General features: G+C 42.7%; 12 protein-coding genes. 6 read left to right on the top strand and 6 right to left on the bottom strand.

What is annotated here, in order from left to right; genetic code table 11:
- Positions 1 to 52: 52 nt before the first annotated feature.
- The gene (locus AC1TO4_RS13000; protein WP_482105678.1) at positions 53 to 1,882 is read right to left on the bottom strand and encodes an ABC transporter ATP-binding protein; all 1,830 of its coding nucleotides are present in this window, start codon (positions 1,880 to 1,882) and stop codon (positions 53 to 55) included.
- On the bottom strand, positions 1,863 to 3,605 hold the full coding sequence (locus AC1TO4_RS12995; protein ID WP_482105677.1) for an ABC transporter ATP-binding protein: 1,743 nt from the start codon (positions 3,603 to 3,605) through the stop codon (positions 1,863 to 1,865). The genes AC1TO4_RS13000 and AC1TO4_RS12995 overlap by 20 nt, the downstream gene beginning before the upstream one ends.
- A gap of 238 nt (positions 3,606 to 3,843) precedes the next feature.
- Here AC1TO4_RS12995 and AC1TO4_RS12990 point away from each other — a divergent pair, with 238 nt between their 5' ends.
- The 4 genes from AC1TO4_RS12990 to AC1TO4_RS12975 are packed head-to-tail and all read left to right on the top strand — an operon-like array spanning position 3,844 to position 6,533.
- Positions 3,844 to 4,227, top strand: a complete 384-nt coding sequence (locus AC1TO4_RS12990; protein WP_482101200.1) for a GntR family transcriptional regulator — start codon at positions 3,844 to 3,846, stop codon at positions 4,225 to 4,227.
- Positions 4,224 to 5,132 (top strand): ATP-binding cassette domain-containing protein, encoded by a 909-nt coding sequence (locus tag AC1TO4_RS12985; RefSeq protein ID WP_482105676.1) that lies wholly within the window; start codon positions 4,224 to 4,226, stop codon positions 5,130 to 5,132. The genes AC1TO4_RS12990 and AC1TO4_RS12985 overlap by 4 nt, the downstream gene beginning before the upstream one ends.
- Positions 5,104 to 5,853: a hypothetical protein gene (locus AC1TO4_RS12980; RefSeq protein WP_482105675.1), complete on the top strand. Its 750-nt coding sequence runs from the start codon at positions 5,104 to 5,106 to the stop codon at positions 5,851 to 5,853. Before AC1TO4_RS12985 ends, AC1TO4_RS12980 begins: the two co-directional genes overlap by 29 nt.
- Entirely contained in the window at positions 5,853 to 6,533 is a 681-nt protein-coding gene (locus tag AC1TO4_RS12975; protein WP_482105674.1) for a hypothetical protein, read from the top strand. The genes AC1TO4_RS12980 and AC1TO4_RS12975 overlap by 1 nt, the downstream gene beginning before the upstream one ends.
- 730 nt (positions 6,534 to 7,263) lie before the next feature.
- Here AC1TO4_RS12975 and AC1TO4_RS12970 read toward each other — a convergent pair.
- The gene (locus AC1TO4_RS12970; protein ID WP_482105673.1) at positions 7,264 to 8,163 is read right to left on the bottom strand and encodes a DMT family transporter; all 900 of its coding nucleotides are present in this window, start codon (positions 8,161 to 8,163) and stop codon (positions 7,264 to 7,266) included.
- A 132-nt stretch (positions 8,164 to 8,295) separates the two neighbouring features.
- Here AC1TO4_RS12970 and AC1TO4_RS12965 point away from each other — a divergent pair, with 132 nt between their 5' ends.
- Positions 8,296 to 9,954 carry a sensor domain-containing protein gene (locus AC1TO4_RS12965; RefSeq protein ID WP_482105672.1) on the top strand — a complete coding sequence of 553 codons (1,659 nt, stop codon included), beginning with the start codon at positions 8,296 to 8,298 and terminating at the stop codon, positions 9,952 to 9,954.
- 68 nt (positions 9,955 to 10,022) lie between these two features.
- Here the strand turns inward: AC1TO4_RS12965 and AC1TO4_RS12960 are convergent, their stop codons facing one another.
- The 3 genes from AC1TO4_RS12960 to AC1TO4_RS12950 all read right to left on the bottom strand — a co-directional run bounded on the left by AC1TO4_RS12960 (position 10,023) and on the right by AC1TO4_RS12950 (position 13,562).
- A complete protein-coding gene (locus AC1TO4_RS12960; RefSeq protein ID WP_482101207.1) occupies positions 10,023 to 10,478 on the bottom strand; it encodes a threonine/serine exporter family protein in 456 nt (151 codons plus the stop codon).
- A gap of 19 nt (positions 10,479 to 10,497) precedes the next feature.
- Complete coding sequence (locus AC1TO4_RS12955) at positions 10,498 to 11,244, bottom strand: threonine/serine exporter family protein (protein WP_482105671.1); 747 nt, start codon at positions 11,242 to 11,244, stop codon at positions 10,498 to 10,500.
- A gap of 173 nt (positions 11,245 to 11,417) precedes the next feature.
- A complete protein-coding gene (locus tag AC1TO4_RS12950) occupies positions 11,418 to 13,562 on the bottom strand; it encodes a beta-propeller domain-containing protein (protein ID WP_482105670.1) in 2,145 nt (714 codons plus the stop codon).
- Positions 13,563 to 14,162: 600 nt separating this feature from the next.
- Between AC1TO4_RS12950 and AC1TO4_RS12945 the strand changes: the two genes are divergently transcribed.
- Positions 14,163 to 15,650, top strand: a complete 1,488-nt coding sequence (locus AC1TO4_RS12945) for a DASS family sodium-coupled anion symporter (RefSeq protein ID WP_482105669.1) — start codon at positions 14,163 to 14,165, stop codon at positions 15,648 to 15,650.
- Positions 15,651 to 15,825 lie beyond the last annotated feature (175 nt).

Below are 15,825 nucleotides of genomic sequence, written 5' to 3'. Positions count from 1 at the left end.
AGGCTGCAGAGACATTTTAATATGTCCTTGCAGCCTTTTAAATTTCTAATCGCTATACTTTCGATTCCAAAAGCATGTTGTAATAAACGCCTTGTCGCTCAATTAACTCTTCTTGATTTCCTGATTCAATGAGTTTCCCCTGTTCCATAACATAGACGGTATCGGCTTTTCGAACTGTGTTCAGTCTATGCGCAATAACGAAACTGGTTCTACCTACCATTAGACAATCGAGTGCTTCCTGGATTTCCAGTTCTGTGACGGTATCGATACTGCTCGTCGCTTCATCAAGAAGTAAGAGTACTGGATCTGCAACGAGTGCCCTAGCGATTGACAGCAATTGCTTCTGCCCTTGCGAAATTTCGCTACCATCCGATGTAAGCACAGTCTCGTACCCATCTTCAAGCCGGCTAATGAAGCTATGTGCATTGGCCTGTTTCGCAGCGATGATTACCTCTTCGTCAGTGGCGTCCAATTTTCCGTAACGGATATTTTCAAATACTGTCGCTTCAAAGAGAAAAGGATCTTGCAAGACGAATGCAGTCTGACTGCGCAGCGTTTTTCGCGGCAACTTGCTAATCGGAATGCCGTCGATATAAATTTCTCCTTTATCAACTTCGTAAAACCTAGCTAGCAATTGCATAATCGTTGTCTTTCCTGCCCCTGTCGCGCCGACAAACGCCGCCGTTTCACCTGATTTCACATGGAAAGATACATCGTCAATCGTATAGCCGTCAGTTTCAACTGCGTAACCGAATGACACATTGCGGAATTCGATATCCCCTCGCAGTGTTGTATTTCCAAATTCTGTTGCTTCGTCTTTCTCAACAGGCTCATCCATTATCTTGAATACCCTTTCAGCCCCCGCAATTGCCGATAGAACTGTGTTGAACTGGTTAGCAAGATCATTGAGTGGACGAGTAAACTGGCGTGCAAATTCCGAAAAGATAACGATTGTTCCAACTGTAACAACCCCATCTCCTTTTAATGCAAGTAATCCACCAACTCCTGCAACGACCGCAAAACTGGCATTGTTCAGCATGTTCATCACTTTGGGGATAAACCCGGAATAGGCCAATGCCCAGAATCCCGTACCACGAAGCCTGTCACTCTTCTGTGCAAATTCCTCCATCACACGGTCTTCCTGCGAGAACGCTTTGACTATACGCTGACCGGAAATGGTCTCTTCAATCATTCCATTCAATTCACCGACCGCCCGTTGTTGTTCTTTAAACAACAACCCAGTACGACGGGTAATCCATCGTATCGCTATGAACATGATAGGCACAATAATCATTGTCAGTAGTGTCAGAAGTGGACTTAAGTAAAGCATGACAGCAAATGTCCCCGTCAGTGTCAAAATACTTGAAAACACTTGGATGAAAGAGGAATTCAGCGTTTGGCTGACGTTCTCAATATCGTTTGTAATCCGGCTCATCAGTTCGCCGTGTTGCCGTTTATCGAAAAATGTGACCGGTAATTTTTGCAGATGGGCAAACAGGCTTGTTCGCAAACGAAAAACCGTCTGCTGAGCAATACCTACCATCCAATAGTTCTGAAAGTACATGGCAAACGATATACCAATATAAATTGCGATTAGCAATCCTATATTGCCGCCTAGACCTGCAAAATTCATCGGAATAATGTAGTTATCAATAATTTTTCCAATCATCAACGGTCCGAGCAACGCCAAAATCGAACTGACAAAAACAAGTGAGAGCACTGCAATTAGCAGACCTCGCTGTTCATCTACAAGTGTCCAAATCCGGTATAGGACTGACTTCCAATTACCTGCACGCTCTTTCTTCTTTTTTCCTTTACCTTGAATATCTTCTTTGGATAGGATCGGCTCGTAGCCGAACGGTTTACGAATTGCGCGTAACATCGGCAGCCACCTCCTCATCGGATTGAGATTCTGCAATTTTTCGGTACAATGCAGATTGCAGAATCAAGTCGTCATGTGTTCCGTAGCCGACAACTTTCCCTTCATCCAGAAGAAGAATTTTGTCTGCGCCTTGTGCAGTCCGGATTTTTTGTGTTACAACGAGCATTGTTGCCTCTTCCCCTTCAAGCGCATCCCATAACGCAGTTTCCGTTTTCATGTCAAGTGCACTTGTGCTGTCGTCAAGAATCAGGATAGATGGTTTTCGCACAAGCGCACGTGCGATGGACAATCGCTGCTTTTGACCGCCTGATAAGTTGACGCCTTTCTGTCCGACCCGTGTCCCATATTTTAGCGGGAACAAATCAATTGATTCATGGATTTGCGCTTTCTCCGCCGCCTCTTCCAACTCATCGACATGCGCTTCGGTATCTCCCCACGATAAGTTTTCCAAAATGGACCCTGTAAATAAAATCGATTGCTGTGGAACGAGTCCGATTGTATCCCGCAAGTCTTTCAACGGCCATTCATCCACTTCTGTCCCAGACACATATATTTCACCAGAACTCTTTTCGAAAATCCGAGGAATGAGGTTTAGTAAAGTGGATTTCCCAGAGCCGGTTGCCCCCATGATTGCTAGCTTTTCACCGGAGGATACATGGAATGACACATTATCCAAAATTGGTTCCATTTTACCCGGGTACATGAACGACACGTTTTCGAATCGTAAATCGCCTTCATTGCGCAGCAGTCCTGTACTTTCTGAACGATGGATTTCTAGGTCTTCATTTGCAAGTAATACTTCTTCCATCCTTTCGGAAGAGGCTTTCGCACGTGAGAATGCAATGATGATGAAAGAGAACATGGAAAATGCACCAGTCATACGCATCGCATAGTTGACGATCGCGACCAGCTCCCCCACTTGCGCTCCCCCGTCACGAACTTCAATTGCACCAAACCATAGCACAGCCATTAAACTGGCGTTCATAACGAACAGTAGAATTGGCAAGATAAGTTCCATCATCCGCATCGCTTTTACAGTATCTTTTCTTAACAGATCGGATACTTTGGAGAAGCGGCTCGCTTCATAAGCCCCGCGTAAAAAAGCTTTTATGAGCCGAACCGCTTGTAAGTTTTCTTGAATTACACGATTTACCCGATCTAGCCTTTTTTGGACGTGAGAAAAGTAACGAACTCCTTTCTTCGCCATGATATATAGGAAGACCAGCAAAAATGGTGCCCCTACCACAAGGAACAAAGCGAGTTTTACATTAACGAAAAAAGCCATGATTAAACTACCTATAACAAGCAACGGCGCACGCAACATGATTCGCAGCCCCATAAACAGGACGTTTTGTGCCATCGTTACATCACTCGTCAGACGTGTGATCAGTCCCGATGTTGGGAACCTGAGAAATGTAGCCATGGTAAACGTCTGGACTTGGCGGAAAAGTGCCTGACGCAAATCAAATCCAAAACTTTGTGCAGCATGTGCAGCAAAAAACGAATTGATAACCCCCGAAAAGAATGCCACAAAAGCCAGCCCCATCATGACGCTTCCCCACGTCCAAATAACAGTCTCATTTCCCGCCAAGATGCCATCGTCGATAATTTTAGCAATGAGAAGCGGCTGTATCAGTTCTACCGACAACTCCAGAAGCATAAGAAATAGTGCAATTACAATTGGCCATTTGTATGGCAATGCATAAGAAAAAACAGTTTTCATCTCACTGACCTCCAAAAACTCTTTCGTTTCACGAATTACTTCTTGATAAGCTAATTATGCCACAGGTACTAGGCTGTGTATAGCCAATACGACTGAATTGTGAGACATCTTAACCCAGGAAATATTGCATCTAAAGTAAATTGAATTAAAATGTTTAAATAATCGGATTGCATTTCATTTCAAATTAACGTATAGTACATTACAACAGTAATGCACTATTGAAAAGGAGGTCACGTGAATGCTCGATATGGGCGGCTCAAAACCGATTTACTTACAAATCGCGGAATGGCTTGAGACGGAAATAATCGATGGAACCCTTCCGCCCGATGTAAAAGTCTACTCCCAGTACCAATTGGCAGAACTATTTACGATAAATCCAGCTACAGCTGGTAAAGGACTGACATTATTGCTTGAAGCCGAAGTCGTTTACAAGCGCCGTGGTCTCGGCATGTTTGTTGCACCAGATGCACGCGACAAACTGTTAAAAAAACGCAAAGAAGAGAAACTACGGCAACTCATCATAGACTTACTCAACGAAGCCACGCTTCTCCAAGTCGACGATTCACATTTGCTGTCGCTGATCGAAGAGGAACGTTCGCGGAAAAAGGAGGAAAAATCATGAATGTAATTGATTTCACTGATGTCACAAAGAAGTTTGGTAGGCGCACTGTCCTGAACCAGATGAATTTCAGTATTCGGGAAAACGTTCTGACAGGAATCATCGGACGCAATGGCGTTGGCAAATCTACGTTGATGAAAATAGCCGCCGGACATATCCAAGCTACATCAGGAGATGTCCAAGTGTTTTCAGACAATCCTTTCAACAGTTTGAAAGTGTCTGCAAACTCCATTCTGATTGACGATACAATGAGCTTTTCTGACAAACTGACACTACAAGATATTTTAATAGAATCTAATCGTTTCTACCCAAACTGGGATGCGCCACTTGCGCAAGGGTTGTTCGATTATTTCAGTTTCCATTCAGAAGCTCGTCATATTGACCTTTCAAAAGGAAAGAAGAGTACCTTCAATGCCATTATCGGCCTGGCTTCACATTGCCCGCTGACGATTTTCGACGAACCCACTACCGGAATGGATACGATTGCTCGGAAAGACTTTTACCGTGCGCTCCTAAAAGATTATATCGCGCATCCCAGAACCATTCTAGTATCTAGTCATCACCTTGAAGAAATTGAAGACTTGCTTGAAGATATCCTTTTAGTTCATAACAAAACAGTTCTCTTTCACAATTCCATCACAGAGTTACAAGAAATGTTTGTCCGTCTGATTGGTAAAAGCGAGAAATTGCTTGAGTACGTTTCGATAAAAGAAACGTTTGGTAGCCAGATGAATGGTTCATATAGTGAATTCCTTTTTAAAAACACCTTTACTTCTGATGAATTGGTGCACCTCTCTCAACAAGACATTAAAATAGTGCCCGTCTCAGCAAATGATGCATACGTTGCATTGACTACCGGTACAAAAGGAGGGATTGATGATGTATTTAACGGAACCAAGCCTAAATGACATTGTCAAAAAACAATTTCTTCATAAATTGAATGCCTACACTAGCGTCTTCAGCTCACTACTCATTATACAACTGATTGGACTCTTTATAGGCTTTGAAAACGGGGGTGGAGGCGGATCCAGTGGAGGTACAGTAATAACTGAATATACCTTTTCAACCGGTGATGTACCTGTACTCTTCACACTATTTTGGGCTCTTTTAACGGGTATCCTTGTCACAACACTAGCCTATCGCAACGATGCTTTTTCGTTCGTATCAAACCGGATTAGCCACAACTTATCCAGCATTCTCTTTTTAATGCTCGCATCCGCCATTGCCGGTATTACAGCAGTCCTAGCGGGTTCCGTTATTAAGTTATTCGCATTATTCCAAAGTAATCTCTTGATTAATGAAGCTTCAGGGCTATTCAGTTCTCCAGCCGACTTTTTCATTAGGATTGCGACTTCCATTCTTTACACCTTGCTGTTTGCAAGCCTAGGTTATGTGACGGGTTCGTTCATCCAGCGTAGCAAGCTTGTCATTCCACTATTACTCGTTGCATTTTTCATAGTTCCCATGCTCCGATTAGATGTGGGAGGCATAAATTTAATGGAAAAAGTCGTCTTTTTCTATGGTACTGAAACGTCATTGCTTATTTTTCTTATAAAAATAGTTGTGACGATTAGTGTGCTCTTTGCTATTTCCATCGCACTTACGAATAATACGGAGGTGAGGAAATAATGTTGTCACTCTTGCCTTTGATAGTCATAGGTTTAATTGTCTGGTTCTTTTTGCGGGCGAAGAACAAACCAAAACGTCAAATCAATAAAAAATGGACGTATGTATTTTTGACAACATACGCCGCAATTTTGCTTATTGCGACAATCGCTGTAGAACTAATTGACACAGATTCTTTTACCACTCAACCTAGAGTGGGATCAGAGGAACAATTCGATCATGAAGGGGTTGCTATCTACGAGGGGGATATCAGTTCTATCGATCCTGCTGCGATTCTCGAAAAAAGATCGCATAATATAGCAGATACGCTTGCAATAACTGCAAGCTCCAATATGGATTCCATGATAATTGTTGAACGCAAAAGTGTAAACGATGGGCTTATTGAAGAGACACTCATTAAACCACTACTCTTAATAGGTGACTTTGACTTTTCAGATAAACTGAACTATAAAGTACCCGAATGGACAGCTGATTCCGTCAACTTTCCGCGACCCCCTGTGACGGAAATTAGCTATACCACTTATCAGGAAGCCTATTTACTAAATCAGTTCACAAAGGTACCGCGGCATAGAAGTAATTCCCATAATTCAGTGGAGCGCCCGCTTGCTATTCATCTACTCGTTCCAAAGGACTTAATCATTACAGCTGACGAAGATCTTTATATTAACTTTGTCGATAACTAAAACAAGAACCGGACCCAAAGTAAAATGTACCTTATAAGATAGACACTTTAAAAAGTCTCTCTTATGGGGTACTTTTATTTATAGTGGAAATAACAACGATTATATGTTGACATAAAGAAGCCTACCAACAACGCTTGGCGCTTGGGGATGCCTCCCGCAATAAGCCAGACAGAAGACCACTGTCAGTCTTATTGCTTCGGCTACCCCAGTTAGGCGCCTTCGCTGGAGATTACAAGGAGAACATAAGTCCAACAGCAGAACTTATGTCAAAGATATTATTTAATGATCAAGAACAAAGATTACTGAAGAAACATCCTTATGTAAAAGCTGTTAGTGAAAAGGGAATTACATATACAGATGAATTTAAGGCAATAGCTAGGTAAATGAAGAAGGAAAAAGTTCACGGAAGGTGCTTTCATCCACTCGGATCAAGGGGTTCACTATACCAGTCCCCAATTTCAAAAGCTTGTGAAGAAAATGGGTTTAGGTCACTTCTTCAAGTTTCCTAAATCTGTTGAATTTATGATTCTTACTCACTTCAGCTGATTGAAGCGGAGAGCGGCGACTCCAGCGCTAGCGTTGGGAGCACGAGGGAAGGATGCCCGCGGAAAGCGTCCTCTCGGAACGGAAATCAGCGGTTAGTTAAATTCTTCGGTTCAACTTATATAAGGTTTTTTTAAAATGTCCTTTACAAAGGGTACACTTTAAAGCGGGACCGGTTCTTTTGCTTTCATATTCTTGCTCTACTTCCCGCTATTGATAGCCACGCAACGCCTACCAGCATGATGATTGCTCCTGTGAGTTGCCAATTACCAAGCATTTGGCCGAACCATAGAACGGAAATAATCATTGCCGTAAGTGGTTCGAAGCTCGATAATACGCTCGTTTCCACAGCTGTTATATATTTCATGCTACCTAAGAACAAGACGAACGCTACTGTTCCCACAATGATCACTAGGAGAAGCATCATTGATAATTTCCAATCCATTAGATAATGTAATTCTGTTATGTACGTCACTGGATTCATAATAAGCAGGATACTACCGCCGATGAGCATACCCCAACCAACTACCAACAACACGCCCCATTCAGCCATTAGCCGTGCAGGATAAAGTGTATAAAAAGCAAATGTAAAACCTACTAATATACCCCAAATAATCGCTTCCTTACTCAAAGAAAAACCTGTTAAAGAGCCATTTGTAAGAAGTAAAAACAACCCTACAATGGTGACAGACATGCCAAGTACCTGGGCTCCTGGTGGACTGGCTTTCTGCTTCCAAGATACGAAGGCGATGATGTAAATTGGGGCTAAGAATTGAAATAACGTAGCAATTACCGCATTACTTGTACTAATGGAAGCCAAAAAAGCATATTGAACCGCCATCATCCCAAATATCCCGAAAATAATTATTTGACGCAACCATACTTTTTGCTGCAGCGGAAGCATTATTTTTATACCTTTTAACTTCAGAGGCACAAGTATAAATACCCCTGCGACAAGAAGACGTGTTATAAGCATGAATGGAATTGATAACTGACTGTTTGCTAGAATCCATTCCATCATAGGTCCTGTCGCTCCCCAAAGCATCGCTCCGAAGACAATCATAGTGATGCCTTTCAATCTCCCCATCTTGCCCCTCCTCCAATCTGACTATTTATCTACCATTATCGATATTCACTGTGAATTTAGCATTTCCATGATGTACAGACGCCATATCTTCATTATAATGGTAGTATCCCATACCCGGAAGGAGGCATTTATATGAAACCAGATTATGGACTATTCGTGCCGGAACTACCGGACATAATGAAAAGTCTTGAACAATTTTACATGGTAACCCGGACAAACGCCGAAGGTTCAATTATATATACTAACAAGAACTTTTTAGAAATAAGCAAATGGACACCAAAACGGGTAATTGGCAGATCCCTGTGGCAAATGTTCCCCGACACAGATCGTGGACAAGAACATGCTTATGTCATTTGGGATAGCGTAAAAAGTGGAAACACATGGTTTGGCACGGTGGAAAAGGTTACACGCTTCGGCGAACCTTACTTTGTCAATCTGATTGCAATTCCGATTAAGTCAGACAGTGACGATAAAAATAACTCTTTCACTTTTCTTGAATTGGACATTACTGCCGACATAGAATTACGTGACCAGCTTCAACAAATTGCTTTTATCGACTACGAAACAGGACTGATGAGCCGTTACAAGCTTGAGACGGTTGTAAATAATCATATTGAAGAGAAAAAACACTTCTCCTTAGTCTTCATAAGCATCGATCACTATTATACATTGAAGGATTTGCAATCATCGGAATCCAAGGCAGAACTAGTCAAATCATTTTCAAACCGACTCAAGCGTTACTTCCAGGATAATCTGATTGCCAGGGTCGGTGTCAATGAATTTATCGTTCTGACTTCTTTCGGTGATTGGTATGTACAGGGATTCCTAATATTCCTTGAAAAGAATCCAATTTACATCGACAACTTCGCCTTGTCACTACCTATTAGCGGAGGCATCGTTCGTTATCCTGAAGACCAACAAACGTATAATCATTTGATGAAAGCTGCACTCGCTGCCACTAAAGATGTTGTTGGAAACGGTGGAGGAAAAATATCTTCCTTATCTGCAGCATCGCACAAAGTATTAAATAGAAGGGCAACCATCGATAGAAAAATGCTCACTGCGCTTAACCACAATAATTTACAAGTCGCCTATCAACCGCAGTTGGATATCGCTTCAGGTAAAGTAACGCTATACGAAGCTCTTGTCCGATGGGAAGATGACGAATTAGGTACAATCATGCCTGATGAACTTATTCCAATCGCTGAAGAAAACGGTCTCATCCATGACATCGGAGCTTTCGTTCTCGAAGAAGCCGCAAAGCTTGCAGCATCTTGGTATAGGCAGAGATATAGCGTTGGTATTTCAGTGAACTCTTCTGTGAGGGAGTTTAGCAATGCTAATATGAAGGACAAAATAATTAATATCCTTGAGACAACTCAATGTCCCGCCAACTACATCGAACTTGAGATTACAGAGAAATTTGCTTTTCAGGCAGAAGAGGAAAATTCCATCAACCTTCAAATGAAAGCGCTACAAGACGCGGGAATCGAATTCGCACTCGACGACTTTGGTACAGGCTACGCATCATTCCGCTATATGCAACATTTACCGATTACAAAGGTAAAAATCGATAAGCTCTTTATCCACTCTTTAACACGACAGCCGAAAACGCAGCAACTCGTTGAAGGAATGATCCGATTCAGCAAATCAATGGGCCTCTATGTTGTTGCGGAAGGTGTTGAAACGAAAGAACAATTCGACCTTCTAAAAGAAATGGGTGTAGATGCTGTTCAAGGCTACTATATTGGTATACCCGTTACATCTGACAACATCACTTTCGGGGAATAATAATAATAATAATAATAATAATAATAATAATGAAACGGAGTGTCTCTTAGCAAAAGAGCACTCCATTTTTATGCTACCTTGCTTCTTTTCCTACCAATACCTGACCGGAAAATGAGCTGAATAATTACCTCTGCAAAAACGAGCCCCATTGCGATTGCACCGGACACCATGAAAGCCCCTGAAGCATAAGAAATTGCAGTGAGGTAATCCTTTTCAACAATATGACGCATCGCATTATAGGCCATCCCACCTGGTACGAGCGGAATGATTCCCGCGACACTGAATATGATCATCGGCGTTCGAAAACGTTTGGCAAAAATCGTCGCTACTAGCGCTACCATGAATGCGCCTAGGAAGGAAGCCAGCATTGGATCACCCGATAGCCCATTAAACACGCTATAAACCAGCCAGCCCGTCATCCCTACAAAACCACAATAAAATAGCATTCTACGAGGGGCATTGAAAATAATTCCAAATCCTGTCGCGGCGAGAAAACTAAGAACCGCTTGAATAATCCACGTCAAGACCTCACTCCTTTTTCATTCAAAAAGATAAGACGAGTGCTACACCTGCTCCGATTGCAAACGCAGTCAGAAAGGCTTCTGCCCCTTTTGATAATCCGGACATGAAATGCCCCGCCATCATGTCGCGCACAGCATTTGTGATTAATAGTCCTGGAACGAGCGGCATGACGGATCCAATAATTATCTTATCGAGCTCAGTTCCTAATCCAATCTGCACCACAACAAAGCCGGTTAGCCCTATGAAAAGTGATGCAACAAATTCAGCGAAAAACTTCACTCTAGTCAGCTCGTGAATTTTAGTCACAATGACGTAGCCAACACCCCCCGCGAAGATAGCGACAGGTACGTCCTTCCAAAGACCTTCATACATAATTAGAAAGCAGCCGCTTGCAATGGCAGCTGCGATGATTTGTAGCCATAATGGGAACATAACATTCGCTTTGTCGATTTCTTGAAGTTTCGTGTATGCTTCCTCGAGTGTGTAGTGATCAGTTGATAGTTTACGCGAAACATCATTAACGAGCGCTACCTTTTCAAGATCAGTCGTGCGGTCCTTTATCCGAACCAGTCTCGTATGGTGTGGGCTACCCGGCGAAAAGATAATACCTGTTGGAATCACAAAACTATGAGTAGCTGATAATTGCTGTGTTTCAGCCATACGTGCCATCGTATCTTCCACCCGATAGGTCTCGGCTCCAGCTTCCATCATTAAACGTCCCGCGAGCAAACAACAATCAATTGCCATCTCTTTATCCACTATCGGCATGATACACACCCCCTCTGTACTTGTAGACAATCGTTCAATTCCAATCTATTTAAATAATCTTATCGTTGCTGGCGGAAAATAACAATGAACAATTAGGTTATCATCCTCTCAGCTAAATTTGTCCATGAGAAAAGACCCGGCACATAACCGGATCTTTCTGACTCGATTTGCATTTAGTTAATTTGTATATTGCTGATTGGCGCGTACGTATCAAGTGAATAGTTGTTAATTTCTTTCATTGAAATCGTATACAGAACATCCTTATTGTAGAGCATACGCTGGACTTCGTATTCCCATTCCTCATATTGTTCTCCAGGGGTACTCTTTTTCAGCAAATCTCCTTTTAAAACGATACCGTTTTCCGGTGTAATTTCATAAACAAGTGCGCCTGAACTTTGGAACTCAATGCTGTCTTTCCCCTTTTCATCATAAATTGAGATGGGAAAGCCATATAATTTTCGTTCTTTATGTTGAAACAGCGCTTTGTGATCATATTGGAGTTGTGAATGGGTCCCTCGACCACCGATGATTTCAGTGTCCTTTTCAACTGGATTATTGAAATCGGATACGTCAAATAAAGAAATTTTCATACCCATCGTCATAATGAAGGGTTCTCCGCCTTGCGGATTCTTTTCAGCAACCGTTTCATAGCCAAAACCGATTAGATGGTTATCGTCAAGTGGATGCAGGTAATTGCTGAATCCCGGTATTTTCAATTCTCCGAGCACTTTCGGAGCAGCTGGATCGGCCACATCGATAACGAATAACGGATCCGTTTCGCGGAAGGTAACCATATAAGCCTTATCCCCCATGAAGCGCGCAGAGTAGATTCTTTCCCCTTTCGCAAGGCCTTCGACCGATCCTGTTTGTTTTAGGTTTTCATCTAAAATGAATAGATGATTTTGAGACGGCTTCTTTTCATCCCACATATTCCCCTCTGTTGTTACGACGCGGAAATAGCCGTTATGCTCATCCATTGAAAACTGGTTTAATAAATGACCTTTCAACGTGGCGGAGCTGTGGAACGCAACATCTGTTTTATTCAAATTAAATTTGAATAGTTCACTGTTTGCACTGCCTGGATTCCAAATCATTTTACTAGAAGTAGAGGCGTTCGTTTCGTAAATTGTCGCTGTAAGGTATAAGTTATCTTTGGACATATAAAGCTGCTCGCTACCGCCGAGATAACCTTTTGTCGTAACCTTGCTTTCTGCAGGTGATGATAGATCGATAGCCGTAATGACGGAGTAGGATGGTTCCATCGCTCCAGGAAGAATAGCGATATCTGTATAGTCTAGAAGTGTTGCCTCTTTGTCTTCCGTCGAGTCGTATACTTGCGGGCGGAGTAAGTCTCCTTCGACATTTTTCACACCCCAAAAATTCGGCCAAACATTTGTCACGAAGTACAGCATATTACCTGTCTTCCGCGCACCGTTTAAATGACCTTCTGTACCAATTTCGCGAATTAGTTTGGGTTTCTCGGGATTGGAAATACTATACATCCGGACGGTTGTCATTCCGTTCACGGGCCTACTTATTTCAGATTTCGCACTGCCTTTCTCATAATGATGCGGTACATATTTATCGCCTAAAACGATTAGTGTGTCGTCATGTAGAAACAATTGGTAAGGGTAATACTCGTCTTCCATTTTAATTTCTGCCACTTTTTTAACTTTCTTCGGGTTGCGAATATCGGTAATTGCAACTTTATTATTGCCAATTCCTACGGTGTAGATATAGTTGCCATCCGTCTTCACGGAGTCGGCTTCATCGACCCCTTCAACTTGGTTGTTCGTTGTTGAATGGTCTTCTCCTCCCACTCCAGCACTAGATTCAGCTGAATCAGCCTTAGAATTTGTTGACTCTTCCGTAGCCATTACATCTGTCGACTGCATAGATTTCGCTCGTTCGAAATACGCTATCAGCTCTTTTTCAGAGGCGACGGACTCGATTGTTTCATGCACTGTGAACTTAATTTCATCGATTGGAAGTGATGTAAGGTATTTCCCGTTTACTGCATTTTTATTGACATGGAGGGCATACGAGCCTGGCGTAAGGCCTTGTACGTGGAGCGTCTTGTCTGCATTGGTAAGCGCGATACCCGTGTCTATTCGCTTTCCATTTTGATCAGTAATGTATAAATCATCTGTTCCTAGCGCTTCTTTTTTCAAAGCCGTTGAGAAGGTTGCGCTCCATCCTCTTTCAGAAAGCGCAATACCCGACGCAGTGACGGTCACTTTATCCATTAATAAAGCTAGAGAAATTGCAGCTACAGTAACGAATGCCGTGATAAAAAGCCAAATTATCTTCTTTTTCAATTTGACCAACCCTTTCTTTGTTCTATTACATAATTAGACTGCAATAAATAGATTTCGTTACACTAAACAGAAAATTTTCCCACTTATCATTTTCTTCTATTAAATCCAGATTATTTATTAATGAAATAGTAGTAAATTCAAGGTTAATTTACACTCTAGGCGAACGCTTACTCGTCTCTAGTCAAATAGACTTTTATTAAGTTGGTAGAGGATAACAAGGATTAACCTAAAGCAGTTGCTTTTCGTTCCAGCGCTCGCTTTCCGCGGGCATGGCTTGAGCCTCCTCGTCCGCTTCGCTCCCTGCGGGGTCTCAAGGCTCATGCTATTCCCGCAGGAGTCGAGCGCTTCCACTACAATCAACGGTACTCATCCATGTTAACGAATATTCTATTAAGAAATCTCTTAAACGTTATAGTTTCTAATTAATAATACAGGTACAAGTGGTGATTCCTCATTTTACGATTCGAATAATGATGTATTTCAGGTGAATTTTTGATTTTTTCGTTTTTACAAATTTTGTAGTTTTTGCGTGTTTTATCGCCTATATAGTATGGGTACAATTAGTATAAGTACGTATAGAGCAGAAAGGTTTGATAACCGTTGGAAACCGCTGAAACGATTAAAAAGCCCAAACGTAATCTGAAGCCATATTGGATTGCCCTGGCGTTCATCGTCATGATTGTCATCATGCTTCTGCCTAATTCGGGTGAGGACTTGCCTGTTATGGGGCAGCGTGCACTCGCTATTTTGGCGTTTGCGGTCATTCTTTGGATGACGGAAGCGGTAGCTTATCCTGTGAGTTCAGCAATGATTATCGGCCTTATTGCTGTGACACTCGGTCTTGCACCCGATATGGCGAATCCCGATGTCTTGCTTGGCACAAAAGCGGCTCTTACATTTGCGCTAGGCGGGTTTTCAAACTCCGCGGTTGCGCTTGTTGCCGCTGCCCTTTTTTTAGCAGCGGCGATGCAGGCCACAAATCTTCATAAACGGCTCGCGCTATATATTCTTTCGAAAGTAGGCGTGAAAACTGGCGCTATCGTATTTGGTGCCATCATTGTATCGATTGTTCTGGCGTTCTTCGTGCCAAGTGCTACTGCACGTGCAGGCGCGGTTGTTCCAATTCTTCTTGGGATGGTTGCGGCGTTCGGTTTACCACATAATAGCCGTCTTGGTGCACTCCTTGTCATCACTGCCGTCCAATCAGTCTCAATCTGGAATATCGGCATCAAGACAGGTGCTGCACAAAATATGGTGGCGCTCGGTTTCATCGAAAGTGAAATGGGCGTGTCTATCTCCTGGGGAGCTTGGTTCATGTATGCCGCTCCATGGTCAATTATCATGTCCGTCGTCCTGTATTTCGTTATGATTAAACTAATTAAGCCTGAAACGCAAGTTGTTGAAGGTGGCGCGGAACTGATTCAGGGTCAGCTGAAAGAACTTGGCCCGATGAAATCTTCAGAGAAACGGTTGATTGTCGTCGCTCTCGCTCTTTTGTTCTTCTGGTCAACGGAAGAAGTACTTCACCCATTTGACACGACGACCGTGACGCTTGTGGCGATTGCGATTTTGCTCTCCCCAAAAATTGGCGTCTTCGAATGGAAAACGGTTGAAAAACTTATTCCGTGGGGAACAATCATCGTCTTCGCCGTAGGGATCGCACTTGGTACGGTCCTATTGGATACAGGAGGCGCCCAATGGTTATCCAATCGGGTGTTCGGCGCAATGGGCCTTGAAAATATGCCACTCCTCGCGACGATTGCCTTACTATCACTGTTTAACATTCTCATTCACTTAGGGTTCGCCAGTGCGACGAGCTTGTCATCGGCACTTATTCCGATATTCATCGCGCTTACTACAACGATTTCCTTGGATGCGAACAGTGTCGGTTTTGTTTTAATCCAACAATTCGTTATTAGCTTTGGTTTCCTTCTTCCAGTCAGCGCACCGCAAAACATGCTTGCTTATGGTACGGGTTCGTTTACAGTAAAGGATTTCCTGAAATCTGGTATCGTGCTTACGGTTGTCGGCTATTTACTTATCCTTCTATTCAGTGCAACGTATTGGAAATGGATTGGACTTCTATAAGAATCAGTCACACCTCGGAGTGATTGCGTCAAGATTTTGAATTGAGCTTTCTCAATTAACTCCTTTCAAATTCTGCGACATCCGCCTGAGGCTGCAACAGGAAGGAATTGAACTTCATTCCTCCTTGTTGAACGAAACGCCCAAATTGCCCCATTTACGGCAATTTGGGCGTTTT

This window comes from Sporosarcina sp. Y838 (assembly GCF_056786515.1).
The sequence above is the reverse complement of the archived record's forward strand: the minus strand, read 5'-3'. Positions and strand labels throughout refer to the sequence as shown.